The sequence below is a fragment of the Thiomonas sp. OC7 genome, assembly GCF_900634595.1.
Lineage (GTDB): Bacteria > Pseudomonadota > Gammaproteobacteria > Burkholderiales > Burkholderiaceae_C > Thiomonas > Thiomonas arsenitoxydans.
The window spans coordinates 1023643-1049438 of sequence record NZ_LR131953.1; the positions used below are offsets into that span (position 1 = coordinate 1023643).

Here is a 25796-nt window from a genome sequence, read left to right on the forward strand (position 1 = left end):
ATTTTGCCCATCCCCAATATCCCGCTACCCATGTCCCGCGCCACCAAAATCGTTGCCACCATCGGCCCTGCAAGCTCCTCGCCAGACATCCTCGAACGCATGCTCGCGGCCGGGGTCGATGTCGTTCGGCTCAACTTTTCTCATGGCAAGGCGCAAGACCATATCGACCGCGCCCAACTCATCCGCGAAACGGCCACCCGCCTGGGCAAGTCCGTTGCCATCATGGCCGATCTGCAAGGCCCGAAAATTCGGGTCGGCCGGTTCAAGGACGGCAAGGTCATGCTGCAACCCGGACAGAAATTCACGCTCGACGCCACCTGCGAAGTCGGCGATGAAACCCGCTGCGGCCTGGACTACAAAGACCTGCCGCGCGACGTGCACGCGGGCGACCGTCTGCTGCTCAACGACGGTCTCATCGTGCTTACCGTCGAGAGAGTGAGCGGGGAACAAATCCACACCGTCATCACCATCGGCGGCGAACTATCGAACAACAAGGGCATCAACAAGCAGGGCGGCGGTCTGTCGGCCCCGGCCCTCACCGCCAAGGACATGGAGGACATTCGTACCGCGATGTCCTTCCAGGCCGACTATCTGGCCGTGTCCTTTCCCAAAAACGCCACCGACATGGAGCTGGCGCGGCAACTCGCCAACGTCGCTGGCGAGCCCTACCACCACAAGCCCGCGCTCATCGCCAAGATCGAGCGGGTCGAGGCGATTCCGGCGTTGGCGGAAATTCTGCGAGCCTCCGACGGCATCATGGTGGCGCGGGGCGACCTCGCAGTGGAAGTCGGCAATCCCGCCGTGCCCGCGCTGCAAAAACGCATGATCCGCATGGCGCGCGAAATGGATCGTGTGGTGATCACCGCCACGCAGATGATGGAGTCGATGATCGTCAACGCTGTACCCACCCGCGCCGAAGTGTCCGACGTCGCCAATGCGGTGCTCGACGGCACCGACGCGGTCATGCTGTCGGCGGAAACGGCGGCCGGCAAGTACCCGGTGGAGACGGTCGAGGCGATGGCCAGCATCTGCGAGGCGGCGGAAACCTACGAAGAGGTCAAGCTCGAACACGACTTCGTCAACAAGCAGTTCACTCGCATCGACCAGTCGATCGCCATGGCCGCGCTGTTCACCGCGCACCACCTCGGCTGCAAGGCCATTGTGGCGCTGACCGAATCAGGCTCCACCGCGCTGTGGATGAGCCGCCACCGTGTCAATGTGCCGATTTATGCGCTGTCGCGCAGCGAAACTTCGGTGCGGCGCATGTCGCTGTATCGCAATGTGCGCCCGATGCTGCTGAGCTTCAGCACCACCGACCGCGACGCCCTGCTCAACCAGGCCGAAGCCCGGCTGATCGAGAAAAACGCCGTGGCCTCCGGCGACAGCTACGCCATCACCTGCGGCGAGCCGATCGGCACGGCGGGTGGCACCAATATGCTCAAGGTCATGCGCGTGCCCCGCTAAACAGCCCGCTGCAGAAAAACGCCCGCAAGGACTATGCTCGACGCGGGCGTTTTGCTTTGAGCGCTCCTCTCAAGGAAACGCAGGGCCGTCCCAAGTTTCCTTGTCCACCTCACGGCTTGCAAGCCGCTCGGATTCGGCTCCCCGGAGTTCGACAGTTACGCTCGTAAGTCCGCGATATCGTTAGGGTGAGCGTCGAAACGTGCCCCTACAGGAGTGCGAGTTGGTCGTCGATCGAGGGTTTCGGGAGCTTGAGTCCTTGAAGGATGGCGTGGTCGGCGTCGCTGAGCGAGGACGTGCCGTCGCGGCGCTCGCCGCCGAGGTGAACCTGGTGGTACTGGATGCGCCGCAGTTGCTCCAGGGCACGTTCGGGTGACAGCTTGGAGTCGGCATCCTTGAGGCGCATGCGCATGACGCGGTACAGCACCAGGGCGATGAAGCAGATCAGCGCATGGGCACGGATGCGATCGGGCAGGCGGTGGAACACCGGGGCGATCTCGATCTCGGATTTGAGGATCTTGAAGCCGCGCTCGATGTCGGCCAGGCTCTTGTAGCGCCGCAGCACCTCGAGCGCCGACAACTCGGGCACATTGGTCACCAACAGCAGCTTGCCGTCGTTGAGCTCGGCACGGGCCAGCGCCTTGTCGTCGATAGCGTAGGTGAACAGGTCCGATTGCAGATCGACCTTGATGATCGAACCCAGGTGCGCCTCGGAGACCGAGCGGAACAACCAGGCCTTGGCACCGGAGTCGCTCAAGCGCCGGCCTCTGAAGGCGGTGCCGCCTTCTTGCGCATCGAGCTTGCCAGCGCGCCGCTGGGCCTCCTGCGTGAGCTCTTCGATATGCTGGCGGCGCGCTGCGGTTTGTTCCTGGGCGCGGCGTGGATCGTGGGCCCAGACCAGGCGCATGTCCTGCCAGCGGGTCTCGCCGAGGACCTCGCGGTTGGCCGTTGCGCAGCGCTGCGCGTGGATCGGCTCCAGAATCTCCGCGAACTCCGCATAACGCCGCCCCGGCACGGCCAGGATGAACTCCAGGGGCTGCTCGGTGCCGCCCACGCGTTGCTCGCGCAGCCACTCCAGATTGTCCAGGCTGAGCAGCCCGCGATCGGCCACCAGCACCACGCGCTTGACCGGGTACAGCGCCAGAACCTCCTGGACCACGGCGCTGAGCGTGGGTGCCTCGGCCGTGTTCCCTTCCCAGACCCGATGCGTCAGCGGCAGTCCCTCGGCCGTCTGCACCACCCCGAGCATGAACTGGCGACGAATCCCCCCGTCCTTGGACATGCCGAACTGGCGCAGGTCGCCGGCCAACTCGGTCTCGCCCTCCACGCCGATGGTGGTCATGTCGTAGAACACCACGGACAGGTCCTGGTCGATCAGCGGGCGCAGCAACCCGGCCAACGCCGCTTGCACGCGGTCCTGGTGCGCGACCAGCGCGTCCATCGCCCGCAGCAACTGCTGGTGGGTCACGGCCTTGGGCGCAAAGCGCGGCAGCGCCACCGTCTGCAGCCAGCGCAGCACCCCGAGCTTGGACGTCGGATCGCACAGGCGGTTGAGCACCATCAGGCGCACCAGCGCCTCGACGTCGATGCGGCTGCGCGTTCGACCAAAAACCCGCCGCAGTTCACCGAACCCCAGTTCGTCCCAAAGCTCAGTCAGCACCCACACATCGCCCAGGGCGCGGCTGGACTCAAACCTCACGTCGGCCACGGTCGCCACCGCCCCGGCGTCTGGGGGCGTGTCGCCCCGAAGTCGTTGCAGGCCGCGGATCACGCTCTCAAGCTGGCCGCCGGCTTGGTCGGCGCGCCCCAGGGTGGCCACCGTGCGTTTCTTCACCCGTCCGCTCTCATCCCGATAAGACTCGACGAGCTGGATGTAGCGGCGGCCGCCGGAGGTGGTGACTTTGATGAACATGCCGCCACAATATATCAAGCCATTCACAAATGGCAAGCGGCCTCACCATGTGGAAAAACGTGCCACCACAGGCACTTTGCGAAAAACAGCGCTAACCCCTTGTTCTGTCAAACCCAGGGTAGGCGTTTTCAGTCAATTTTTGGCTCAAGCTGTCGAACTCCGGGGCTCCGGCCCAGGGGGCGCTCAGACCTGCAGAAACTGCAACTGAATGCCGGTGAGGTTGATCACATCGCCGGAGCGCAGCACCACCGGCATGAGGCCGAGCGAGACGCCATTGACCTGCGCCCGCTTTTCGCCTTCGACCTGCACCAGTTCGTAGCCGCGCGGTTTGTGCATCACGCTGACCACCAAGGTGCCGCGCTGGCCGAAGGTGGTCTGCTCCTTGCTGAGCAGAATTTCCCGCCCCGCCGCATCCCCGCTGAGCACCCTGATCTTGTAGCTGCGCTCGGCATCTCCCGCCCGGGTGCGCGAATCCGAAAAACCCGAATTACCGAAACGGGAATTGCCAAACCCGGTAGTGGCGCCAAAACGTGACGGGCCGAAGGTGGTCTGCCGCGTATCGGACAACAGCCGCAGGCTGTACTTGCCGATATCGACCGTGTCGCCTTCGCGGAAGGGGCTGGACTTGATGGGCGCGCCGTTCAGATAGGTGCCGTTGGTGCTGCCTAGGTCTTGAATGGTGTAGCTCTCGGCATCCGTTCCGCTATCGCGCAGTAACACGGCGTGCTCACCGCTGACCGCCAGGTTGTCGATGACCACATCGTTGTACGGACGACGCCCGAGCGTCGTGCGGTCTTTGCTGAGCACGACCTCTTTCAAAACTTTGCCATCCAGGGTAATCACGAGTTTGGCCACGATTTGAAGTCCGTTTAATGAGTCAGATCAGAATAGAAAAACGCATCGGCTGAGTCAGCGCACAGTCACCAGAATGACGGAAACATTGTCGCGCCCACCAGCCACATTAGCGTCATCCACCAGCTGGCGCGCAGCCGCCGCAGGATGTTCAGCATATTGCCGCAATATGTTTTCAATTTTGGCATCTGTCAACATATCGTTCAAGCCATCCGAACACAGAAGCAACAAATCCCCCGTCATCATGGGATGCATTGCGACATCCGGGTCGAGTCGGGCATCCACGCCTAGCGCCCGCGTCACCAGATTTTTGCCGCCTATCGTTTCCGCGTCCTCGGGCAGAATCAGCCCCATGTCGATCTGCTCCTGCAGGGCCGAGTGGTCGTGCGTGAGCAGGCGCAGTTGATTCTGCCGCAGCAGATAAGCGCGAGAATCCCCTGCATGGGCGATCACCGCCACATTTCCAGTAAACGCCACGGCAACCAGCGTGGCGCCCATCCCGGCATACTGCGCATTGCTGCGCGCGGCCCGCAGAATCTCGGCGTTCACATGGCGCACCGCAAAACGAAGTTCGGTGGACAGATCGAGCGCGGTCACCTTCGGATATTCGGCCTTCAGGCGGGCAATGCGCGCGCAAATCTGCGCCGTCGCCATGCCGCTGGCTACCTCTCCAGCAGCGTAGCCCCCCATGCCATCGGCCAGCACGGCAACCTGCGCCAGGGCATCGAACGCCACCGCGTCTTCGTTGTGCTCGCGCACCCGCCCCGTATGGGTGAGGCTGATCATTTCATACTGCAGGGCGGGGCTGGAACTGGGCGTTTTGGCCATGATGGTGCTCATGCCGCAGATGCCGAGGGGCGGCGATAAATCAGCTTTGCCACGGCCCACACCACGATGGCGCCGATCAGCCCGGCAATTTTTTCTGCGTAGGCCGCCCAGGGCAGCGCTTCAACCCAGTGCTCCACTGCGGGATCGGTGACCAGCAGGCCACCGGCAATCCAGCCCAGCAGCATGGCCCCGAGGGTGATCACCACCGGAAAGCGCTGCATCAGGCGGATGACCAACTGGCTGCCCCAGACGATGATGGGCACGCTCAGCAGCAGACCAAACACCACCAGCAGCATGCTGTGCTGCTCCCCGGCGTTTTGCGCGGCTCCGGCAATGGCGATCACGTTGTCCAGGCTCATCACGAAGTCGGCGATGATCACGGTCTTGACCGCAGCCCACAGCTTGTCCGCCGCCTGCACATCGCCGTGCCCCTCTTCCTCTTGCGGAGCGAGCAGCTTGATGCCGATCCAAAACAGCAGCAACGCACCGACAATCTTGAGCAAAGGCAGCTTGAGCAGGGTCAGCGCGAAAAAAATCAACACCACACGCAGCACGATGGCGCCCGCGGTACCCCACAGAATGCCGAGCTTGCGTTGATGCGGCGGGAGCTTGCGCGTGGCCAATGCAATGACCACGGCGTTGTCTCCGCCCAGAAGAATGTCGATCAGAACGATCTGACCGATGGCCGTCAAGAACTCGACGGTGAGATAGTGTTCCATGCCGATGGCTGCCCCAGGAGGTATCGATGCAGTCCCATCGGGACTTGTCTTGCATCATACCGTTTGTAACCGGGGGCAGCCCCGGCGTTCGCATGGATCAGCGCAGGACTTGCTTGAGAAGTTTGCCCATTTCAGACGGATTGCGCGTCACGGTAAAGCCACATTCCTCCATGATGGCGAGCTTGGCATCGGCCGTGTCGGCCCCGCCGGAGATCAGTGCCCCGGCATGGCCCATGCGCTTGCCCGGGGGCGCGGTGACGCCCGCGATGAAGCCGACCACCGGCTTTTTCATGTGGGCTTTGCACCAGCGCGCGGCTTCGGCTTCGTCAGAGCCGCCGATCTCGCCGATCATGATGACGGCATCGGTATCGGGGTCGTCGTTGAACGCCCGCATGATGTCGATGTGCTTGAGACCGTTGATCGGGTCGCCACCGATGCCCACCGCGCTGCTCTGGCCCAGCCCGAGTTCGGTGACCTGCGCCACCGCCTCGTAAGTGAGCGTGCCCGAGCGCGAGACGATGCCGATGCGACCCTTGCGGTGAATGTGTCCGGGCATGATGCCGATCTTGATTTCATCGGGCGTAATCAGGCCGGGACAGTTCGGCCCGAGCAACAGGGTCTTCTTGCCACCGGCCGCCTCCTTGGCCTTCATGCGGTTGCGCACCAGCAGCATGTCCTTCACGGGAATGCCCTCGGTGATGCAGATCGCCAGATCGAGATCGGCCTCCACCGCCTCCCAGATGGCGGCAGCCGCGCCTGCCGGGGGCACATAGATGACGGAAACCGTGGCGCCCGTGGCTGCCTTGGCGTCGGCCACGGTGCCGTAAATGGGAATGCCCTCGAAATCTTCGCCGGCCTTTTTAGGGTTGACGCCAGCGACAAAGCAGTTCTTGCCATTGGCATAGTCGCGGCACATGCGGGTATGAAACTGCCCTGTTTTGCCGGTGATGCCCTGGGTGATGACCTTGATGTCTTGATTGATCAGGATAGCCATGTTGTCCTCTTGTTCTGTGGGGTGCGGCTCAGGCCTGCGCGGCGTGAACGGCGGCTTGCGCCGCCTCGCCCATGGTGTTGGCGCTGATGATGGGCAGGCCGGAGTCGGCCAGCATCTTGCGCCCGATCTCTTCGTTGGTGCCCTTCATGCGCACCACCAGGGGCACGCTCAGGCCCACCGTGCGCGAGGCGGCAATGACGCCCTCGGCAATGGTGTCGCAGCGCATGATGCCGCCGAAGATGTTGACCAGAATCGCCTTGACATGGGGGTTGTGCAGCATGATCTTGAACGCCTCGGTCACCTTTTCAGTGGTGGCGCCGCCGCCCACATCGAGAAAGTTGGCGGGCGAGCCGCCGAACAGCTTGATGGTGTCCATCGTCGCCATCGCCAGCCCGGCGCCGTTGACCAGGCAGCCGATATTGCCGTCAAGCTGGATGTAGGCGAGGTCGAATTTGTGCGCCTGCACCTCGGCCGGGTCTTCCTCATCGAGATCGCGCAGCGCCTCGATTTCGGGGTGGCGGAACAGGGCGTTGTCGTCGATGTTGAACTTGGCATCGAGCGCCTTGATCTGGCCGTTGCCTTCGAGAATCAGCGGGTTGATTTCCACCAGCGAGGCGTCGGTGTCCATATAGCACTGGTAGAGCTGCTTGAGCACGGCAACAGCCTGCGGCTGCGACGCGGCGGGAATACCGATGCCCGCGACCAGTTCCAGACCTTGCGCGTCCTGCAAGCCAACCAGCGGATCGACAAACACCTTGAGAATTTTCTCCGGCGTCTTGGCGGCCACTTCCTCGATATCCATGCCGCCTTCGCTCGACGCCATGACCACCACTTTTTGCGTGGCACGGTCGGTAAGCACGGCGACGTAATACTCTTTTTGGATATCGGCGCCCTCCTCGATCAGCAGCCGTCGCACTTTCTGCCCCGCAGGCCCGGTTTGATGGGTGACGAGCTGCATGCCCAGGATTTGCAGGGATAGTTGCCGGACTTCGTCCAGCGTTCGCGCCAGCTTGACACCGCCGCCCTTGCCCCGCCCGCCAGCGTGAATCTGCGCCTTCACCACCCAGACCGGGCCGCCCAACTCCTGCGCTGCGGCGATGGCCTCATCGACGGAAAACGCGGGCTTGCCGTTTGGTACCGGCACACCGTGTTCTCTCAATAGTTGCTTGGCCTGATATTCATGAATTTTCATGGCGTCTCGTCCTCGACTTGTGGTGCAGGCATTGTGCCTTCGGTGCGTTGTGGCGCAGTTTGTTGCGCCCAACGGGGATAAAACTCGGCGACTGCTGGGCTGTCCAGCCGCAGGGCGTGGCAGCGGTTGAGCTGAAAAGGCATACTGGCGGCACGCTCCGTGTCTAAACGCCCCCTGGGTCGGCTCGCCGACCCGCCCCCCGAGGGGATCAAGAAAGCTTGGGGCGGCCCTGCGCCTTCTTGAGGCTCCGGCAAGGTAATCGTCGTCAACCCGGCCAGCCCTTGAATGGCTGCGGTTGGCAGCACTTGCGTCAATTCGGTGAGGTGGGTGCAGCCCAGCACGCCCCCCAGGCGCTCGCGCACAGCGAAACGAAATCCGCGCAGCAGATTGAGGCCGATCAGCCGCCGGTAGGCGTCATCGTGATCGCCGCAGGTGTCGTAAGGGCTGAACAGAGTGTGCGAGCGGGCATCGACGATGTCGAGCGCGTCGTCGATGGTGACGATGAGCAACATGTCATGCACCGGAATGCCCGCCGGTCGGGTGCGTTCGGACAGGGTGAGATCGCGCGTTTTCACGTCCCGCAATTCGGCCTGCAGATCCCACAAGCCATCCTCTCGCGCATAGACCTCGATACTGAGACTGCGGCGGTGAACCAGACGGCGATTGGGCGAAGACGGGGCGGCAGGAGTGTCGCGCATGGTGGATCAATTTTTGATGAAGCGCAAGAATCAGTGTAGCAGCCTGCTGCGGCGCAGCAAGTCAGTCGACGTCTTCCGTGCCCTCGCCGCGCAAAACCGCGCGGACGGCGTCCCCGCTGAAGCCACGTTGAGTCAAAAACCGAGCCTGTTTGGCCCGCTCGGCAGCGTCTTGCGGAAGCGCCTGGAATTTTCGCGCCCAAGCGGCATGGGCGCGAGTCAGTTCGCTGTCTTTCAGGGACTGACGCAGATTTGCCGTAGTATCGGACGATAGGCCGTGAGCGTCGAGTTCTTGTGCGATGCGCAAATTGCCGCAACGCTGCTGTCGCCGATGAATGAGCGACTGGGCAAAACGCTCACTGCTGAGCAAACCCGCCTGCTCCAGACTGGCGAGCAGGGCATCGATCTCTTCGGGCGCCTCGCAATAGCGCAGCAGCTTGCGCCGCAGTTCCAACGGGCTGTGCTCCCGTTGCGAGAGATAGCGCACGGCCCGCGCACGCAAAGAAGGCTGGGCGCGAGGCAAACTCATGGCAACGGACTCAGTCTTGCTCTTCCTCGGACATATCGGCCGTCATCAGCGCATTGGCCTCAGGCACGCCGAGGCTGGCGCGGACCTTGTTCTCGATCTCGCGGGCGATGTCGGGATTTGACTTGAGAAATTCGCGCGCGTTGTCCTTGCCCTGGCCGATTTTCTCGCCGTTGTAGGCATACCAGGAGCCGGACTTCTCCACCAGTTTGGCCAGCACCCCCAGGTCAACGATTTCGCCTTCGCGCGAAATACCTTCGCCATAGAGGATGTCGAACTCCGCCTGTTTGAACGGCGGCGCCACCTTGTTCTTCACCACCTTGACGCGGGTTTCAGAGCCGACGACTTCTTCGCCCTTCTTGATGGCGCCGATGCGGCGGATGTCCAGGCGCACAGAGGAGTAGAACTTGAGCGCGTTGCCGCCGGTCGTCGTTTCGGGATTGCCGAACATCACGCCGATTTTCATGCGGATCTGGTTGATGAAAATGACCAGGCAGTTGGTGCGCTTGATGTTGGCGGTGAGCTTGCGTAGCGCCTGGCTCATCAGCCGGGCCTGCAGACCCGGCAGCGAATCGCCCATCTCGCCCTCGATTTCGGCCTTGGGCGTGAGCGCAGCCACCGAGTCGATCACGATCATGTCCACCGAGCCGGAGCGCACCAGCGCGTCGACGATTTCAAGCGCCTGCTCGCCGGTATCGGGCTGAGAAATCAGCAAATCAGGTAGTTGCACTCCGAGTTTGGAGGCGTATTGCACGTCGAGCGCATGCTCGGCATCGATGAAGGCGCAAGTGCCGCCGAGCTTCTGCATTTCGGCAATGACCTGCAGGGTGAGCGTGGTCTTGCCCGAGGACTCTGGCCCGTAGATTTCTACCACCCGGCCGCGCGGCAAGCCGCCTACGCCCAGGGCGATGTCCAGGCCCAGCGAGCCGGTGGACACCACCTGAATGTCGCGCTGCGCCTCGCCATCATCCATGCGCATGATGGTGCCCTTGCCGAACTGCTTTTCGATCTGCGACAGCGCTGCGGCAAGCGCCTTGGCTTTTTCTGGATTCACTGCGGATTTTCCCTGTTCCATGGCATGGTCCTCAAGTCTGAATAGCACTGCGCCTCAATGTAGCACAGCTGTATATAAAGACAGATTTTTTCTGCTTGCGGCGCCCAAAAAAAGAGGGCCGAAGCCCCCTCTTTCCACAACTTGCAGCGTGAGCAAGCTTTTAAAAACTATAGCCCACCGCCAGGGTGTAGATGATGGGATGGAAGTTGATATGCGTCTTCGCCTGCGAGGTGATGACCGAAGGGTTGACGGGTGAATAGGACGTGGAAGTCAGATTGCTCTGCACGTCTGCAACGGCCACGGTACCCACCACCGACCACTTGGAATTGAAGCGGTAGATCAGGCCGACGTGCGCCGCCGCCCCCCAGGAATCCGAGAGGTTGATCTTTGTCGGGCCTTGCGCACCCGTCAGCGGCGGCAAGGCCTTGGTATTGGTGAACTTGGTGTAGTTCAGACCCACGCCGACAAAGGGATCCCACTTGGCATAGTCGCCGAAGAAGTGATAGTTGATGAATGCCGTCGGAGAGTAGACATCCACATCCGTCACGCCCGCCCCCCGCAGCGCGCCCCAGCCCGATCCCGCGGCATCGGTGCGTACCCGCGGCGGGTAGCCCAGCACCAGTTCGAAGCTGAACGGCCCCGGCAGGTCGCGCACATACACCAGCCCCAGCGTGGTGGCATCGCCCACATCCAGATTGAGATTGGGTGGCGTGTTGTACCCGCTCAGGTTGGCCGATTTGGAATGGTTCTGCAAATAAGCCAGTCCAACAAACACGGTGTTTTGCGGCCCGGCATCGTCAGCCATGGCGGCCGGTGCAAACACCGCCCCGGCCATCAGCCCCGCAGCCATCAAAGCACCGCGCAAAACATTGAATCGCGATTGACGCATCATGAGTTCTCCTCAATAGTGATATGAGTGCTGCGGTGTTTATTGTGTCCAACCAAAACTCTTCATCGACTGCAGGGTCGTACTGGCAATAATTTTGTAGCCAGCGGGTGTGGGATGAACCGCATCGGCAAAAAGAGACGTATTCGGATCAAGCCCGCTCACCAGCGTGCTAGTATTGCAGAATAGCGATGAATTTCCAAGTTTCGAAAGCACCGGGCCATTAATATCACAAACCGGAGCTGCAACATTCGTCAAACCAAATTGACCAGGGGTGGCAATTTCTTTGTTCAACAATCCGAAACCGTCCATCATTTTTACGGGCTGACCTTGAAGATCGTTCAACAAGCGCTGATTAAAAACCTGGACTAAGTTGGAGAGCAGATAACAAGGTGTATGGATGTCGGTGTTATCACATGTGGTGCCGCCAGAAAGTGATTGACCAAAAGGCGTCAACGACGAATCTGGCAATGTGTAAACAAGAACGTACTTGGCATTATTCTTCAGCATCAACTGAACCTGCCCCGCAAGCTGGTCGGCCGCAGCGGCAACCGTAGCCTGAGCAACTGCAGCGGCTTGCGAGGTCGCCTGCGATTTCACTGTAGCCAGTTGATCAGCTGTCAGTGGTGTCCCCGCCTGCGCTGCTTGTGTGGCCGCTTGAGTCACCGCTGCTGTGACCTGCGTGCTCACATTCGAGAGCGCCGTGAAAATATCATTGTTGCCCGCAAGCACGGTGATCAACTGATTGCTGTTGAAAGCTCCAAATTGAGTCAGATAATTTTGCACCTGCTGAGTTAACGGATATGTCAGCGCTCCAGTACTGTTTCCAATCCCCGCAGGAGTACTGATCATTGAACCGCCTTGCGCAAACCCATAGCAGTTTGTCTGCGCCGTGAACGGGCAGTAAATAGGCGTAGCACTAGGTGTCTTCGGATTCGATGGATTAAAATACTGACCTGCATAACCGATCACATTAGGGGTGATTGGCAAACCCAGAGAAGTTGCGAGATCACTCACCCAATTTCCTGTTGCAAGTCCGTTGACAGTGAATTGGCCGCCTCCGGCATAAGCAGCAGGAGGATTCCATGCCGGAATACTAGCGTCGTATAAAGGTGACGCTGGATTTGCGTAAGTGCTGTATGCCGCCAAGGTATAGGTTCCAACATCAGAGAGACTATCTCCGAATGACACTACAGCCTTGAACCCGCCACTCGGCGGCGATGTCGGCGCCGTGCTGGCCGCATTCACACTGGCCACTGTTGCCAGCGTCGGAGCAGAAGGATTTCCGCCACCGCCGCAACCTGCCAAGCCCAAGGCACTGGCCAGGGCCAGCGCAATCCAGACACGATTCCGCATGAACATCTCCTCAAACATTGTTGTATGCCTGCTGGCCTGCAGGCGGGCGGGTCAAAAAAAGAACGACCGTTCGCTTTAGCGTAGCCGAAGGAAAATGGCGTCGCAAGAGTGGTACTGCGCATTTGCCACAGGTTTGCCGATTTGCAACAAAAGGATACATGTTCGCCTTTTGTGGCGAACCACCCGCTCTTGCAGGACGTCAGCGACCCGAGCCATGCACTGCGCGCGTCAGCCGGTCGCGCAGCGCCAGCCAGACAGGTGATGGCGGCAAGACTTCAACGCAAATCTCCTCGAGCCCTGCCGCATCCAGTTTGCGTAAAACAGCGTAAAGCTGTTGCGCATAGGCAGCCGGATCGGCTGGCAGCGTGACCCATGAGGGATGGGGTGCATGTGGCTGCGGCGGGAATGCCAGCACACCGATGCGCCGCCTCGCGCCCGCGCCCGCGTCTGCGTCTGCGTCTGCGTCTGCGTCTGCGTCTGCGTCTGCGTCTGCGTCTGCGTCTGCGTCTGCGTCTGCGTCTGCGTCTGCGTCTGCGTCTGCGTCTGCGTCTGCGTCTGCGTCTGCGTCTATCTCCCAGCGTGCATTGATTTGCTCGCGTGAACACCACTGCAGCGGTGTGCGCGGGGCGTAATGCGCCGGCAGCACACCCGCCACACGCGGGGCAGAGTCTGCCGAGCGCAGCAAGTCGGCCTCGGCCACGCCCAGGGTTTGCGCGATGTCAGCCGCCTGCAACTGCCCCGGGCGCAGGATGCGCGGGGGTTGCACGGTGCAATCGACGATGGTGCTCTCGATGCCCACGGCGCAGGCGCCGCCGTCGAGCACCAGCAGGTCGTCACCGAGTTCTGCATGCACATGCGCCGCCGTGGTAGGGCTGATGCGGCCAAAACGGTTGGCCGAAGGCGCCGCCAGCCCGCCCTGCCCACCTTTGAAAATCGCCAGCACGGCCTGGGCGACGGGATGGGAGGGGCAGCGCAGGCCGATGGTGTTCTGTCCACCGGCGCAGGCGTCGGCCACGCCGGGTTTGCGCGGCAGGATCAAGGTGAGCGGCCCGGGCCAGAAGGCGGCGGCAAGCTTGCGCGCGGGTTCAGGCACATCGGACGCCCAATGCCCCAGGTCGGCGGCGCGGTGGATATGCACGATCACGGGGTGGTCGGCAGGCCGCCCTTTCGCGGCATATATTTTGGCGACGGCCTGCGCGTTCTCGGCGTCGGCGGCCAGGCCGTAAACGGTTTCAGTCGGCAGGCCGACCAGTTCGCCCGCCTCCAGACGCCGCACGGCCTCAATGATCTCGCGCGGACGCACTTGGGCGTCGGTGTTCACCTCGCTCACCTCAGAACGGCTCCAGACCGAGAACGGTGCAGGCGTGCAGCGCGGTTTGGCGCGCTTCGGCAGGGGTGGCCGCCGTGCAGGTGAGGTGGCCCATCTTGCGGCCCTTGCGCGGCGCGTGCTTGCCGTAGAGATGAAGGTGCGCGCCGGGTTGCGCCAGCACGGTGGCCCAGTCGGGCTCGCGCTGCTGGCCGGTGGCGTCGAACCAGAGATCGCCCAGCAGGTTGAGCATGACGGTGGCGCTGTGCTGCCTGGGCACTAGCAACGGCGCGTTCACCAGGGTGCGCCACTGCAGTTCGAACTGCGACACGGTGCAGGAGTCGATGGTGTGGTGGCCGGAGTTGTGCGGGCGCGGCGCGATTTCGTTGGCCAGCAGGCGACCATCGCGCAGCACGAAAAATTCCACGCAGAGCACGCCGACATAGTCCAGCCCCTCCGCTACGGTGGCTGCGGCGTTCTGCGCGGCCTCGGCGATGTCGGGGGTGATGGGCGCGCCGGGCGAAAAGCTGGCGAACAGAATGCCGTCGCGGTGCAGGTTTTGCTGCGGCTCGTACAGCACGGAGCAACCGTCGCGGCCGCGTGCCATCACCACCGACAGTTCATAGGCCAGATCGAGCTTTTTCTCCAGCACGCAGTCCACACCGCCCAAGGCAGTCCATGCCGTAGGCAGGTCGGTGGCTGTTTGCACCGCGATCTGCCCTTTGCCGTCGTAGCCCAGCCGGGATGTTTTGAGAATGCCGGGAAACAGCTCAGTGCTCACCGCACCAAGGCCGCCGCTCGCGGTCAGCACCGCGTGCGGCGCGCAAGGCACGCCAAGCCGCGCAAACAAGGCCTTTTCCTGCGCCCGGTCCTGGCACACAGCCACGGCCTGCGGCGCGGGCGCCAGCGGCACGCGCGACTCCAGCCACTGCATCGAGTACGCCGGAATATTCTCGAACTCCACCGTCACCGCAGCGCAGTCACGGGCGAGTTGGTCGAGCGCCAACGGGTCGTCATAGCGGGCTGCCAAATGGATGCCGGTGACCTGCGCTGCCGGCGCGGCTTCGTCGGCTTCGAGCACGGCCACGCCATAGCCCGCGCTCTGCGCCGCCTGGGTAAACATGCGGCCCAACTGCCCGCCGCCGAGCACGCCCAGCGTGGCGCCGGGGGGAATGAATGCGGCAGACTTGCTCATGCCGGGCTACCCACATGCATGGCCCGCGCTGCGGCGGTTTGCTCCGCGCGGAAGGCGTCGAGCTGATCGCGCAGGCCCGCGTCATGCGCCGCCAGCATCGCCACGGCAAACAGCGCGGCATTCGCCGCCCCGGCCTCGCCGATGGCAAAAGTGGCCACCGGCACACCCTTGGGCATCTGCACAATCGATAGCAGCGAATCTTCGCCGCGCAAATACTTGCTCGGCACCGGCACGCCGAGCACCGGCACCGTGGTCTTGGCCGCGAGCATGCCCGGCAGATGCGCCGCGCCGCCCGCACCGGCGATGATGGCGCGCAGGCCGCGCTGCTGCGCACTGTCGGCATAGGCAAACAGATCGTCGGGCATGCGGTGGGCCGAGACCACCTGGCAGTCGTGCGCCACCCCGAAGCGGACGAGGATGTCCGCCGCATGGCGCATCACCTCCCAGTCGCTTTGCGACCCCATCACCACGCCGATTGCGGCCATCTGCTCTCTCCTGTGCAACGCCTGTAAACGAGTGATTTTAAGAAGCAGTGGATCAAGCCCTTGAAATCGCGCCCCGCTATGCTCCATCCAAACGCAGATCGTGCGCCTGCATACACCCCTTGGTATGGCGCCGACCGCCCCCATTTGCCCTGCTCATTCAGGAGTCGAACATGATTGATGCCACCGTTGCCAATTTTGAAACCGAAGTCGTCGAAGCCTCCCATACCGTCCCGGTGTTGGTCGATCTGTGGGCCCCGTGGTGCGGCCCCTGCCGCGCGCTTGGCCCCATTCTCGAAAAGCTGGAAGTGGCTTACGAAGGCCGTTTCAAGCTGGTGAAAATCAACACCGAAGAAGAGCAGGAACTGGCCGCTGCGTTCGGCGTGCGCAGCATCCCCATGGTCATGCTGCTCAAAGACGGCCAGCCGGTGGACGGTTTCGTCGGCGCTCTGCCCGAAGGCCAGATCCGCGAATTTCTCGACAAGCACGTTCCCGACACCGCGCCGGAGCAGACGGACGAGGCCGAACCGAGCGATGCCAAAGCCGAGTCTGCACCTGCGCTGCCGCCGCTGGAAAAGCTGCAGCAAGACTTGGCCACCAATCCGGCCAACGACAACGCGCGCAAGGCGTATGTCGAACTGCTGCTGAAGGACGGCCGCACCGCCGACGCCAAGTTGGCGTTCGAGCCCATTGCCGGCAAGGCGCTGGCCGACGCCCGCATCCAGGCGCTGGCCGACTGGCTTTCCGCCGCGCAGGCCGCGCCCGGCCTGCCCCCTGTTGCCGCGCTGCAGGCCAGCATCGCCGCCAACAAGCGCGACTTCGACGCCCGCTACGCCCTGGCGCAGCAACACATGGCCGCGCAGCAGTGGACCGCGGCGCTGGACGAACTGCTCGACATTCTCATGCGCGACAAAAGCTGGAGCGAAGACCGCGCGCGCAAGACCTTTGTCAACATTCTGGAGCTGATGACGCCTGCAGATGCCCCCAAGCCCGCGCCCGGCCAGCCCCCGGTCACCGATCCCACGGTGGAGAGCTACCGCCGCCGCCTGAGCATGACGGTACTGAGCTGAACTCCTGGCCGCCCACAAAAACGCCGACTAGAAGTCGGCGTTTTTCATGGCGTTTGCACACGCGTTACAGCGTGATCTGCGTCCCCAGCAGCTTGAGAAACTGTCCCATCCACGCCGGATGCGCGGGCCAGGCCGGGGCGGTCACCAGATTGCCCTGCGTCACCGCCTGATCGACTGGAATATCGGCATAGTCGCCGCCGGCCTCACGCACTTCCGGGCCGCAGGCCGGATAGGCCGAGCACTTGCGACCTTGCAGCACGCCCGCCGCCGCCAGAATCTGCGCGCCGTGGCATACCGCCGCCACCGGCTTGTCGGCGCTGAAAAAATGCCGCACCAGATCGAGCACCTTGGGGTTGAGCCGCAGGTACTCGGGGGCGCGTCCGCCGGGGATGACCAGCGCGTCGTAGTCCTCGGCCTTCACTTCGGCGAAAGTGGCGTTGAGGGTGAAGTTGTGGCCGGGCTTTTCGGAATAGGTCTGCGCGCCCTCGAAGTCGTGAATCGCGGTTTTCACCTGATCGCCCGCCTTCTTGTCGGGGCAGACCGCGTGCACCGTGTGGCCCACGGCCAGCAGGGTCTGGAACGGCACCATGGTTTCGTAGTCTTCGGCGTAATCACCCGCCAACAACAGAATGCGTTTTGCAGCCATATCGAGTCTCCATCGAGAGTAGGCCGCACATGCGGCCCGCCTATTGTGAAACGCGGCGGGTGAAAAACTCAACCCTGCGAATTTCTACAATCGCTCCATTCCTCACGAAAGCCCGCCCATGACCTCTGCCCTGCTGCAATCCTCCCTGCATTCCCTGCCCTTGCTGTCGCGCGGCAAGGTGCGCGAAAACTATGCTGTGGGCGCCGACCGCCTGCTGATGGTGGCCACAGACCGCATCTCGGCGTTTGACGTCATCATGGCCGAGCCCATTCCCGGCAAGGGCGAAATTCTCAACCGCATGGCGCGGTTCTGGTTCGGCCTGCTGCACGACGTGGCGCCCAACCATTTGCTCGACATCGATCCCGAGGCCGTGGTGGCCGCAGACGAGCGCAGTCAGGTGCGCGGTCGCGCCATGGTGGTCAAACGCCTCAAACCCCTGCCGGTGGAAGCCGTGGTGCGCGGCTATCTCGCGGGTTCGGGCTGGAAAGACTATCAAGCCACCGGCGCGGTCTGCGGCGTCGCCCTACCAAAAGGCTTAAAGCTCGCCAGCAAGCTGCCCGCGCCCATTTTCACCCCCGCCACCAAGGCCGAACTGGGCGAACATGACGAGAACATTTCCTTCGCGCAAATGGAGCAGGCCATCGGTGCCGAACTCGCCGCGCAAGTGCGCGACATCAGCATCACCCTCTATCAACGCGCTGCCGACTACGCCGCCGCGCGCGGCATCCTGATCGCCGACACCAAGTTCGAATTCGGCCTCGATGACAACGGCACCCTCACCCTGATGGACGAAGTGCTCACCCCGGATTCCTCGCGCTTCTGGCCCGCCGACACTTGGTTGGAGGGCAGCTCGCCGCCGAGCTTCGACAAACAGTTTCTGCGCGACTGGCTCGAGGGCGTGCCCGGCTGGAACAAACAACCGCCGCCCCCCACCCTTCCCGCCGACGTCATTGAGCACACCCTGGCCCGCTACCGTGAGGCACTGGAACGGCTCACGGCTTGATGGCGTAAGCGCAGACGACCCCGACAAACATCGCCAAACCCAGATAGTGGTTGAGCCGGAAGGCGCGAAAGCATTGCGCCGGATCGCGCTCGCGGATGAGGGTGTAGTGATACCCGGCCTGCGCTGCGGCGGCGGCCACGCCCAGGAAGTAAGGCCAGCTCAGTTGCAGCGCCCACCCCACGGCAGCCCATAGCGCGATGTAGGCGCAATAGCTCGCCATGACCGCCGCCACGTCGGCGCGGCCGAAGGTGATGGCCGAGGTCTTGATGCCGACCTTGAGATCGTCTTCGCGGTCGACCATGGCGTATTCGGTGTCGTAGGCCAGCACCCAAAACAGATTGCCCAGCAGCAGCACCCAGGCCAGCAGCGGCACGTCGCCGCGCGCTGCGGCAAAGGCCATGGGAATGCCGAAGCTGAAGGCCACGCCGAGATAGGCCTGCGGCAGCGCGAGCCAGCGCTTGGTGTAGGGATAGGCGATGGCGATCAGCAACGCCGCGACCGACATCTGGATGGTGAGCAGGTTGGTGGTGAGCACCAGGCCGAAGGCCGCGAGTGCGAGCGCCGCGCCGACCAGCAGCGCCTCCCGGCTGGACACCTTGCCCGAGGTGACCGGACGCTGCGCGGTGCGGCGCACGGCGCGGTCGAAGTCTTGGTCGGCCACATCGTTCACCGCACAACCAGCCGAACGCATGAGAAACGTACCCGCGATGAACACGACGACCAGCCACCAACTCGGTCGCCCGTCGCTGGCGATCCACAAAGCCGACAGACTCGGCCACAACAAGAGAAGAGAACCGACCGGCTTGTCCCAACGGATCAAGGCCAGCCATAAGCGCAAACGTTCCATGCGTGAATTATCGCCACGCAGGGAACGTCGATGAAACGGATGACGGGGGAAACGACTGAACGCCGATCAGCCTTCGAGCAGCGAGCGCAGCATCCAGGCGGTTTTTTCGTGAATGTCCAGGCGCTGGGTCATTAGGTCGGCGGTGGGCTGATCGTTGACCTCGTCGGCCACGGTGAACACCGCGCGCGCCGTCTTGGCCACAGCCTCGTGGCCCTTGACCAGAATGCCGATCATCTCCTGAGCCTTGGGCGGCTGCGCCGGCACGTCGGCCAGGCTGGAGCGCGAACTGAAACCGTGATAGGAGCCGGGCACGGAGAAGCCGAGTGCGCGGATGCGCTCGGCAATCGGATCGACCGCATTCCACAGCTCGGTGTACTGATCCATAAACATCAGATGAAGGGTGTTGAACATCGGCCCGGTCACGTTCCAGTGGAAGTTGTGCGTGGTGAGATAGAGCGTGTAGGTATCGGCCAGCAGATGCGAGAGCTGCTCGGCCACTTTGGCGCGGTCGTCATCCGAAATGCCGATGTGAATCGGGGTCGATGAGGCATGCAGGGTGCTTTTGCTCATGATGTTCCTTTCAGTCTGTTAGATCAAGGCTAACCATAGCGCCCGGCGGCAAACCGGCGCAAGCACGGGGCATCAATAAAACGAGAGATCGGCCTGTCAGTCGCAGCGCTCAAGCGCCATAGCCTTCCGGGTTGCCCTGCTGCCAGCGCCAGGCGTCGGCGCAAATGGTGTCGAGCCCGCGTTTGGCGCTCCAGCCCAGAAGGGCTTTCGCCGCCGCCGGATCGGCCCAGCATTCGGCGATGTCGCCCGGACGGCGCGCCACGATCTCATACGGCAGATCGCGGCCGATGCTCTTGCCGAAGGCCTGCACCATCTGCAGCACCGAGTAACCTTGGCCGGTGCCGAGGTTGACGGTGAACATGCCCTCATGGCCCAACAGATAACGCAGCGCCGCCACGTGCCCCTCGGCCAGATCCATGACATGGATGTAGTCGCGCACGCCGCTGCCGTCCACCGTAGGCCAGTCGCCGCCGAACACCCGCAGCTTCTGCAGGCGGCCCACCGCCACCTGGGTGATGTAGGGCATGAGGTTGTTGGGAATGCCGCGCGGGTCTTCGCCGATGAGCCCGCTTTCGTGCGCACCCACCGGGTTGAAGTAGCGCAGACGGGCGATGCGCCAATGCGGTTCGGCCCGGTGCAGATCGCCGAGAATTTCTTCGATCATCAGTTTGCTGCGGCCGTAGGCATTGGTCGCGCTGAGCGGAAAGTCTTCACGGATGGGCGTCGAAGCGGGATCGCCATAGACCGTGGCCGACGACGAGAAGATGAGGTTGTGCACCTTGGCGCGTTGCATCGCCTCGAGCAGAACCACCGTGCCGCCGACGTTGTTGTCGTAGTAGATCAGCGGTTTTTCCACCGACTCACCCACCGCCTTCAGTCCGGCGAAGTGGATCACGGCGTCGATCTTGTGCTGCGCGAACACGGCGTCGAGCCGCGCCGCATCGCGGATGTCGGCCTGCATGAATGCAGGGCGCTTGCCGGTGATGCGCTCCACCCGCGCCAGCGACTCGGCACTGCTGTTGCACAGGTTGTCGTACACCACCGGGAGGTAACCCGCTTCGATGAGAGCGACGCAGGTGTGCGAGCCGATGTAGCCGGCGCCGCCGGTGACGAGGATGGTGGCTGTGGTCATGTCGTTTTGCGGTGAAAGTCGAGGAATGGATGGGAGAAGGGTTTCCCCTATTCTGCCTTGTCAACATGAGGCACAAACATCTTTCACACGGGCGCCCCGTTACGATGCTGCGCCATGACCCCAGAAGCCCGCAACGACGCCCCGCCTTCCCCCTGGATAGTCCGCCATGCCTCGCTGCTGCGCGCGGGCGGCAACGTGCTCGATGTGGCCTGCGGCGGAGGTCGCCATGTGCGCTGGCTGCAGCAACGCGGCCATACGGTGTTTGCGGTGGACCGCAACGCTGAAGCCCTCGCCGGGCTGCGCGATCTGGCGCAGGTGCTGGTGGGCGACCTGGAAGCCGGTCCCTGGCCCTACGGCGAACAAACTTTCGATGCGGTGGTCGTGACCAACTATCTCTGGCGCCCTTTGCTGCCGCGCATCGTGGAAGCGGTCGCCCCCGGCGGCTTTCTGCTCTACGAAACCTTCGCCCTCGGTCAAGCCAGCGTGGGCAAGCCGTCGAATCCTGATTTCTTGCTGCGGCCTGGCGAGTTGCTCGACGCGGTGCGCCCGGCGCTGCGCGTACTGGCCTTCGAAGACGGCTTTGTCCAAGCGCCTCACCCCGCGTATGTGCAGCGCATCGCCGCCGTGCGCGAAGCGCCCAACGCCAGCGCGGCAGACCGATACAATCTTTCCATTTGACAGGCAGCTCACAAGCAGCACACGCAGACCAATGTCCTCCCAACCTCTGGTCATCCGCGGCAGCATCGTCGCCCTGGTGACCCCCATGCACTCCGATGGCAGCGTGGACTACCCCGCGCTGCGCAAGCTGGTCGACTGGCACATCGAACAAGGCACCGACTGCATCAGCCCCTGCGGCACCACGGGCGAATCTCCCACCCTGCCGGTGGACGAGCACATCGAAATCGTGCGCACGGTAGTCCAACAGGCGGCTGGCCGCGTGCCCGTGATGGCCGGCGCCGGTGCCAACTCCACCAGCGAAGCCATCGAACTCTCCAAGCGCTGCCAGGAAGTCGGGGCCGATTGTGTGCTCAGCGTCGTGCCTTACTACAACCGTCCCACGCAAGACGGCATGGTGGCGCATTTCACCGCCATCGCCGAGGCGATCGACATCCCCGTGGTGCTCTACAACGTGCCGGGCCGCACCGTGGCCGATATGCAGGTGGACACTGCCCTGCGTCTCGCCCAGGTGCCCGGCATCATCGGCATCAAAGAGGCCTCAGGCAACATCGACCGCGCCGCACAGCTCATTCGGCGCGCTCCGTCTTCGTTTGCCATTTATTCCGGCGACGACCCGACCGCCGTGGCGCTGATGCTGCTGGGCGGGCATGGCAACATCAGCGTGTCGGCCAACGTCGTTCCACGCCGCATGCACCAACTGTGCACGGCCGCGATGGCGGGCAACGCCGCGCTGGCCAGCAAACTGCATTTCGAGCTCATCGAGCTCAATCAGCTACTGTTCTGTGAGCCCAACCCCATACCCGTCAAGGAAGCACTGCGCCTCATGGGTCGCATCGACTCGGGCCTGCGACTACCCCTGACCCCCTTGCAATCGACCTTTCACGCCCCGTTGCGTGCGGCCTTGCAGGCACTGGGCCTGCCGGTGGTTCACTGATTTCGTTCACTGATTTTCCCCATTCACCCCTTCGCATCTCCGAGACCTTCTTGCGTATGAACCTATCCAATCACTGGCGGTTGAGCGCCTTGGCCATTGCCCTGAGCGCCGGCGCCTTCCTCAGCGGCTGCTCATCCCTGAACACCGTTGTTCAGGGCAAGGGAGTGGACTACGAAAGCGCCAAACAGGGCAATCCGCTCGAAGTGCCGCCCGACCTCACCCAACTTGCGCGACAAGAGCAATACGTCGTTCCGGGCAGCCCCAATGCCCCGGTGAGCGCGCTCGCTTACGACAAGGGAGTGCAAACCGCCGAGCAAGTCGCCAAGACCAACACCGTTTTGCCGCAATACCCTGGCATGCGCATCGACCAGGCGGGCGGTCAACGCTGGCTGGTGGTCGACTCCAGCCCCGATCAACTCTGGGAAAAAGTCAAAGGTTTCTGGCAGGAAAACGGCTTCTATCTCACCCAGGCTGATGCCACAAACGGCGTGATGGAGACCGACTGGGCGGAAAACCGGGCCAAACTGCCGCAGGACTTCATTCGTAAGTATCTCGGCAAGGTGTTCGACAGTCTGTACGACACCGGCACGCGCGACCGCTTCCGCACGGTGTTCGAGCGCACACCCGACGGCAAGGGCACGCAGATCTACATCACCCACCAGACGATGAAAGAGGTCTACAACTCCAACGACAAATCGACCACGGCCTGGGAGCCCGCAACACCCGATCCAGGGCTCAACACCATCTTTTTGCGCAAACTCATGGTCACCCTGGGTCTGAGCGAGGAGGCGGCGAAACAACGCATCGAAAATCCGGTGCAACTGGCCCAACCCGTGGCCTCAAAACTCGTGGACGACGGCCTGGCGCTGCAATTACAAGACGGCTTCGAAACCGCTTGGCGTAAGGTCAGCCTGGCGATCAATACTGCAGGCTTCACCGTGATTGAACGCAACCGCGCAGAAGGCCGCTTCGATGTGCGCTACATCAGTGCTGAAGCCGCGCTCAAGGCCTCGCAGGACAGCACGGGATTTTTCGGCAAGCTGTTCGGCAAAAAGGAAAGCGAGCCCAAACCGGCCGACTACCGCATTGCCCTGCAAAACGCCGGGACGCAAACCGTGGTGACCGTGCAGACACTTGAGGGCAAGCCGCTGCAGACCGACGACGCGCGCAAGATCCTGCAAATCCTGCAACAGCAGATTCAGTAAGTCGTAAGTCACCCAAGACCATGGCCCACTAGAGGGCTATGGTCGGCCAAAATTTAGACCACAAAAAAGCCGACTTGCGCCGGCTTTTTTGCGTCTGCAAAGAAATTACTTGGCAGCGCTGGCGCCAGATGCAGCAGCAGCCGGGGCCGAAGCAGCGGCGGGAGCCGAAGCAGCAGCGGGAGCCGAAGCAGCAGCAGGTGCCGAGGCCGGAGCCGAGGCAGCAGCGGGCGCAGAGGCAGCAGCGGGAGCCGAAGCAGCCGGAGCGGCCTCTTCTTTTTTACCGCAAGCGGCCAGGGCGAGAGCGGCGATCATGGATGCCAGCAGAAGGGACTTTTTCATTACTTTCCTCTAAGCGTCAGTCAAAATGGGGGTTGGCCCGAAAAAATTCTTTACCGTCCTGATTGAACCCAATCGCAACCAGAACCGGTTTGCATATCAAGTTCAGCGCATAAGTATAGTGGGACTTCGGGTTATCCCCGTGTTGCAATTTCAAGGTTCCGAATTGCCGTGTTGCAAAATTGTCACAAACCCAGAATCACCGCAGGAAATGCCGGGGTGGCCTGCTCCCAGACCTCGTCGAAACGCATGCGCAAGGCGTGCACACGCGCAGCCGTCTGCAAGGTCTCGCCCGACATCCATGTCGCGGTATGTGCATAGACGGCGCAACGAGGCGATCCTGCCATTTCGACCAATCCGCGAGCGCCCGTTTCGGCAATCTGGCGACAACTCACCAGGTGAGCAAAGTCGCGGCGGAACGCGGCGAAGCGCGGAAAACGGCCTCTCACCTGGCTCCAGTCCAGCGCCAAAAACCGCAGGGCATCGAGACGTCTGGCATCGCGCAGCGCCCATTGCTCCAGTTGCTGGATGAACGCGGGCTGATTCAACGGCCAGGCGCGATAGTCGGCGCTGAAACAGTAAAGACTCGCTCCATGATCGGCCACAAGCGCGCCGAGGGCCGCATAGGCTTGAGTGCGCGTCTCGAAGGGCAGGTCTTGGCCGATCGGCGTCATCTGGATGTCACTCGAGTTTGCTATGCGGGCGAACTCTCGGCTGAACGCTCATGGCCCGGTTGCAACCAGCCGATAGAGCACCAGTCGGTCAAGGCGGCCTGTTCTGCCGAAGTCGCCGTCTGAACCTGCGCAGCGCTCAGGTTTTGCTGATCGGCCAGTTGGCGCAGCAACGCGGAGGAGGCCAATGCAGCATCCACCGCCTCTCCATTGAGGAACAGCGCCTGCGCGGTGTAGAGCATTTTGCTGCGGCGATCGAGCCGACAACCCGTCTGCCGACACGCGTGGCGCAATGTGGCTGCAGGGGTTTCGACGCTTTCGAACCAGACCTGAGGCTTGGGAGTGGTGAGGTAGAGACCGAGCACGTTCTCGAACATCGCAGCGTCGGGTTTGAGGCGGCTGAAAGCCTCGCGGGCAAACTTCACCATGGCCTCAGGAAGCAGCGCGGGAGACGCCCCAGAGCGCAGCGGCGGATCGCGGTAGATCGCGCCGCTTTGCTGCGCTTCCGCCAGTTGCCACAGCACTTCCTTGAGCAACTCGCCCTGCGGCGGCGCGCGAAAGCCCACCGAGTAAGTCATGCAATCACCGCTGGCCGCGATGCCGTCGTGGCCCCAGCCAGGGGGCAGATAAAGCATGTCGCCGGGTTCGAGGATCAGGTCTTCCTCGGGCGTGAATTTCGCCAGCAGCTTGACCGGTTTGCCGGGTTGTAGCGTGGCGTCTTCCACCGGACCGATGCGCCAGCGCCGCCGTCCGGCGGCTTGCAGCAGGAATACGTCGTAAGCATCTTGGTGCGGCCCAACGCCGCCGCCCTCGCTGGCCCACGAAATCATCAGGTCGTCGAGCCGCGCGTCGGGAATGAAGCGGAATTGCCGCAGCAAATCGCCTGCGGCATCGACGTGCAGGTTCACCCCCTGAACCAGCAGCGTCCAGTTGCGCTGTTCGACGGGCGGAAGCTGCTTGCGCGAAAAAGGCCCGTGATCGAGCTGCCAGCGGCGGCCCGCGCGCTGCAATAGGCGCGATTCGACATCGTCATGCCCAGCCAGAGCGAACAGTTGCGCCCGGCTGAGCAGGGGCTTGAAGCCCGGAAAGGCCTGGCGCAGCAGCAGCGGTTTACGCTGCCAGATTTCGCGCAGGAAGCGGGCTTCGGTGAAGGCCCCCCAATGAAGCGTCGCAGTTGACATCTTTGTCATGTTCCAATGCGGGCGAACTTTTGGTCGTTCCCCGTTTCCATATTCAAACTCCAGCG

27 protein-coding genes are annotated in these 25796 nt (G+C 62.7%); 6 read left to right on the top strand and 21 right to left on the bottom strand.

Annotation, left to right across the window (positions count from 1 at the left end; translation table 11 throughout):
* Positions 1-30 precede the first annotated feature (30 nt).
* On the top strand, positions 31-1464 hold the full coding sequence (gene pyk / locus BIO17B3_RS04880; protein WP_156053248.1) for a pyruvate kinase: 1434 nt from the start codon (positions 31-33) through the stop codon (positions 1462-1464).
* Between the two features lie 205 nt (positions 1465-1669).
* On the opposite strand, the gene BIO17B3_RS04885 is transcribed toward pyk, so the two are convergent.
* The 14 genes from BIO17B3_RS04885 to purE all read right to left on the bottom strand — a co-directional run bounded on the left by BIO17B3_RS04885 (position 1670) and on the right by purE (position 15461).
* Entirely contained in the window at positions 1670-3373 is a 1704-nt protein-coding gene (locus tag BIO17B3_RS04885; RefSeq protein ID WP_156053002.1) for an IS1634 family transposase, read from the bottom strand.
* Positions 3374-3556: 183 nt separating this feature from the next.
* Positions 3557-4228 (bottom strand): FHA domain-containing protein, encoded by a 672-nt coding sequence (locus tag BIO17B3_RS04890; protein ID WP_156053249.1) that lies wholly within the window; start codon positions 4226-4228, stop codon positions 3557-3559.
* 54 nt (positions 4229-4282) lie between these two features.
* A complete protein-coding gene (locus tag BIO17B3_RS04895; RefSeq protein ID WP_232054186.1) occupies positions 4283-5065 on the bottom strand; it encodes a Stp1/IreP family PP2C-type Ser/Thr phosphatase in 783 nt (260 codons plus the stop codon).
* Positions 5062-5772 carry a TerC family protein gene (locus BIO17B3_RS04900; protein ID WP_013105097.1) on the bottom strand — a complete coding sequence of 237 codons (711 nt, stop codon included), beginning with the start codon at positions 5770-5772 and terminating at the stop codon, positions 5062-5064. The genes BIO17B3_RS04895 and BIO17B3_RS04900 overlap by 4 nt, the downstream gene beginning before the upstream one ends.
* 97 nt (positions 5773-5869) lie before the next feature.
* Positions 5870-6766, bottom strand: a complete 897-nt coding sequence (sucD, locus tag BIO17B3_RS04905; protein ID WP_156053250.1) for a succinate--CoA ligase subunit alpha — start codon at positions 6764-6766, stop codon at positions 5870-5872.
* A gap of 28 nt (positions 6767-6794) precedes the next feature.
* Positions 6795-7958: an ADP-forming succinate--CoA ligase subunit beta gene (sucC, locus tag BIO17B3_RS04910; protein WP_156053251.1), complete on the bottom strand. Its 1164-nt coding sequence runs from the start codon at positions 7956-7958 to the stop codon at positions 6795-6797.
* The gene (locus BIO17B3_RS04915; protein ID WP_156053252.1) at positions 7955-8656 is read right to left on the bottom strand and encodes a DUF2889 domain-containing protein; all 702 of its coding nucleotides are present in this window, start codon (positions 8654-8656) and stop codon (positions 7955-7957) included. Before BIO17B3_RS04915 ends, sucC begins: the two co-directional genes overlap by 4 nt.
* A gap of 61 nt (positions 8657-8717) precedes the next feature.
* Positions 8718-9182: a recombination regulator RecX gene (recX, locus tag BIO17B3_RS04920; protein ID WP_156053253.1), complete on the bottom strand. Its 465-nt coding sequence runs from the start codon at positions 9180-9182 to the stop codon at positions 8718-8720.
* A gap of 10 nt (positions 9183-9192) precedes the next feature.
* Positions 9193-10254 (bottom strand): recombinase RecA, encoded by a 1062-nt coding sequence (gene recA / locus BIO17B3_RS04925; RefSeq protein ID WP_013105092.1) that lies wholly within the window; start codon positions 10252-10254, stop codon positions 9193-9195.
* Positions 10255-10393: 139 nt separating this feature from the next.
* A complete protein-coding gene (locus BIO17B3_RS04930) occupies positions 10394-11125 on the bottom strand; it encodes an OmpW family protein (protein ID WP_156053254.1) in 732 nt (243 codons plus the stop codon).
* 36 nt (positions 11126-11161) lie between these two features.
* Positions 11162-12475, bottom strand: a complete 1314-nt coding sequence (locus BIO17B3_RS04935; protein WP_156053255.1) for an SGNH/GDSL hydrolase family protein — start codon at positions 12473-12475, stop codon at positions 11162-11164.
* Between the two features lie 199 nt (positions 12476-12674).
* The gene (locus BIO17B3_RS04940; RefSeq protein ID WP_370512633.1) at positions 12675-13796 is read right to left on the bottom strand and encodes an L-threonylcarbamoyladenylate synthase; all 1122 of its coding nucleotides are present in this window, start codon (positions 13794-13796) and stop codon (positions 12675-12677) included.
* A 10-nt stretch (positions 13797-13806) separates the two neighbouring features.
* Complete coding sequence (locus BIO17B3_RS04945) at positions 13807-14976, bottom strand: 5-(carboxyamino)imidazole ribonucleotide synthase (RefSeq protein WP_156053257.1); 1170 nt, start codon at positions 14974-14976, stop codon at positions 13807-13809.
* Complete coding sequence (purE, locus tag BIO17B3_RS04950) at positions 14973-15461, bottom strand: 5-(carboxyamino)imidazole ribonucleotide mutase (RefSeq protein ID WP_013105087.1); 489 nt, start codon at positions 15459-15461, stop codon at positions 14973-14975. The genes BIO17B3_RS04945 and purE overlap by 4 nt, the downstream gene beginning before the upstream one ends.
* Before the next feature lie 170 nt (positions 15462-15631).
* Between purE and trxA the strand changes: the two genes are divergently transcribed.
* Positions 15632-16528 carry a thioredoxin gene (gene trxA / locus BIO17B3_RS04955; RefSeq protein ID WP_156053258.1) on the top strand — a complete coding sequence of 299 codons (897 nt, stop codon included), beginning with the start codon at positions 15632-15634 and terminating at the stop codon, positions 16526-16528.
* Positions 16529-16592: 64 nt separating this feature from the next.
* Here trxA and BIO17B3_RS04960 read toward each other — a convergent pair whose 3' ends face one another.
* Complete coding sequence (locus BIO17B3_RS04960; RefSeq protein WP_156053259.1) at positions 16593-17174, bottom strand: DJ-1/PfpI family protein; 582 nt, start codon at positions 17172-17174, stop codon at positions 16593-16595.
* Between the two features lie 118 nt (positions 17175-17292).
* Between BIO17B3_RS04960 and BIO17B3_RS04965 the strand changes: the two genes are divergently transcribed.
* The gene (locus BIO17B3_RS04965; protein ID WP_156053260.1) at positions 17293-18177 is read left to right on the top strand and encodes a phosphoribosylaminoimidazolesuccinocarboxamide synthase; all 885 of its coding nucleotides are present in this window, start codon (positions 17293-17295) and stop codon (positions 18175-18177) included.
* Here BIO17B3_RS04965 and ubiA read toward each other — a convergent pair.
* The 3 genes from ubiA to galE all read right to left on the bottom strand — a co-directional run bounded on the left by ubiA (position 18167) and on the right by galE (position 20726).
* A complete protein-coding gene (ubiA, locus tag BIO17B3_RS04970; RefSeq protein ID WP_156053261.1) occupies positions 18167-19024 on the bottom strand; it encodes a 4-hydroxybenzoate octaprenyltransferase in 858 nt (285 codons plus the stop codon). The two genes, BIO17B3_RS04965 and ubiA, sit on opposite strands and share 11 nt — an antisense overlap.
* A 66-nt stretch (positions 19025-19090) precedes the next feature.
* Positions 19091-19594 carry a Dps family protein gene (locus BIO17B3_RS04975; RefSeq protein ID WP_013122523.1) on the bottom strand — a complete coding sequence of 168 codons (504 nt, stop codon included), beginning with the start codon at positions 19592-19594 and terminating at the stop codon, positions 19091-19093.
* Between the two features lie 109 nt (positions 19595-19703).
* Positions 19704-20726, bottom strand: coding sequence for a UDP-glucose 4-epimerase GalE (gene galE / locus BIO17B3_RS04980; protein WP_156053262.1), 1023 nt, complete (start codon positions 20724-20726; stop codon positions 19704-19706).
* A 114-nt stretch (positions 20727-20840) separates the two neighbouring features.
* On the opposite strand from galE, the gene BIO17B3_RS04985 reads away from it, so the two are divergent.
* From BIO17B3_RS04985 to bamC, 3 genes are read left to right on the top strand one after another with little or no spacing between them, the layout of a single operon-like run.
* On the top strand, positions 20841-21404 hold the full coding sequence (locus BIO17B3_RS04985; protein ID WP_156053263.1) for a bifunctional 2-polyprenyl-6-hydroxyphenol methylase/3-demethylubiquinol 3-O-methyltransferase UbiG: 564 nt from the start codon (positions 20841-20843) through the stop codon (positions 21402-21404).
* Positions 21405-21435: 31 nt separating this feature from the next.
* On the top strand, positions 21436-22338 hold the full coding sequence (gene dapA / locus BIO17B3_RS04990) for a 4-hydroxy-tetrahydrodipicolinate synthase (protein WP_156053264.1): 903 nt from the start codon (positions 21436-21438) through the stop codon (positions 22336-22338).
* Between the two features lie 56 nt (positions 22339-22394).
* Positions 22395-23543 (top strand): outer membrane protein assembly factor BamC, encoded by a 1149-nt coding sequence (bamC, locus tag BIO17B3_RS04995; protein ID WP_156053265.1) that lies wholly within the window; start codon positions 22395-22397, stop codon positions 23541-23543.
* Between the two features lie 105 nt (positions 23544-23648).
* On the opposite strand, the gene BIO17B3_RS05000 is transcribed toward bamC, so the two are convergent.
* The 3 genes from BIO17B3_RS05000 to BIO17B3_RS05010 form a co-directional block, all read right to left on the bottom strand.
* On the bottom strand, positions 23649-23882 hold the full coding sequence (locus BIO17B3_RS05000; protein WP_079668456.1) for a hypothetical protein: 234 nt from the start codon (positions 23880-23882) through the stop codon (positions 23649-23651).
* 182 nt (positions 23883-24064) lie between these two features.
* Positions 24065-24553 (bottom strand): hypothetical protein, encoded by a 489-nt coding sequence (locus BIO17B3_RS05005; RefSeq protein ID WP_156053266.1) that lies wholly within the window; start codon positions 24551-24553, stop codon positions 24065-24067.
* 20 nt (positions 24554-24573) lie between these two features.
* Positions 24574-25731, bottom strand: coding sequence for a JmjC domain-containing protein (locus BIO17B3_RS05010; RefSeq protein WP_156053267.1), 1158 nt, complete (start codon positions 25729-25731; stop codon positions 24574-24576).
* Between the last annotated feature and the right edge of the window lie 65 nt (positions 25732-25796).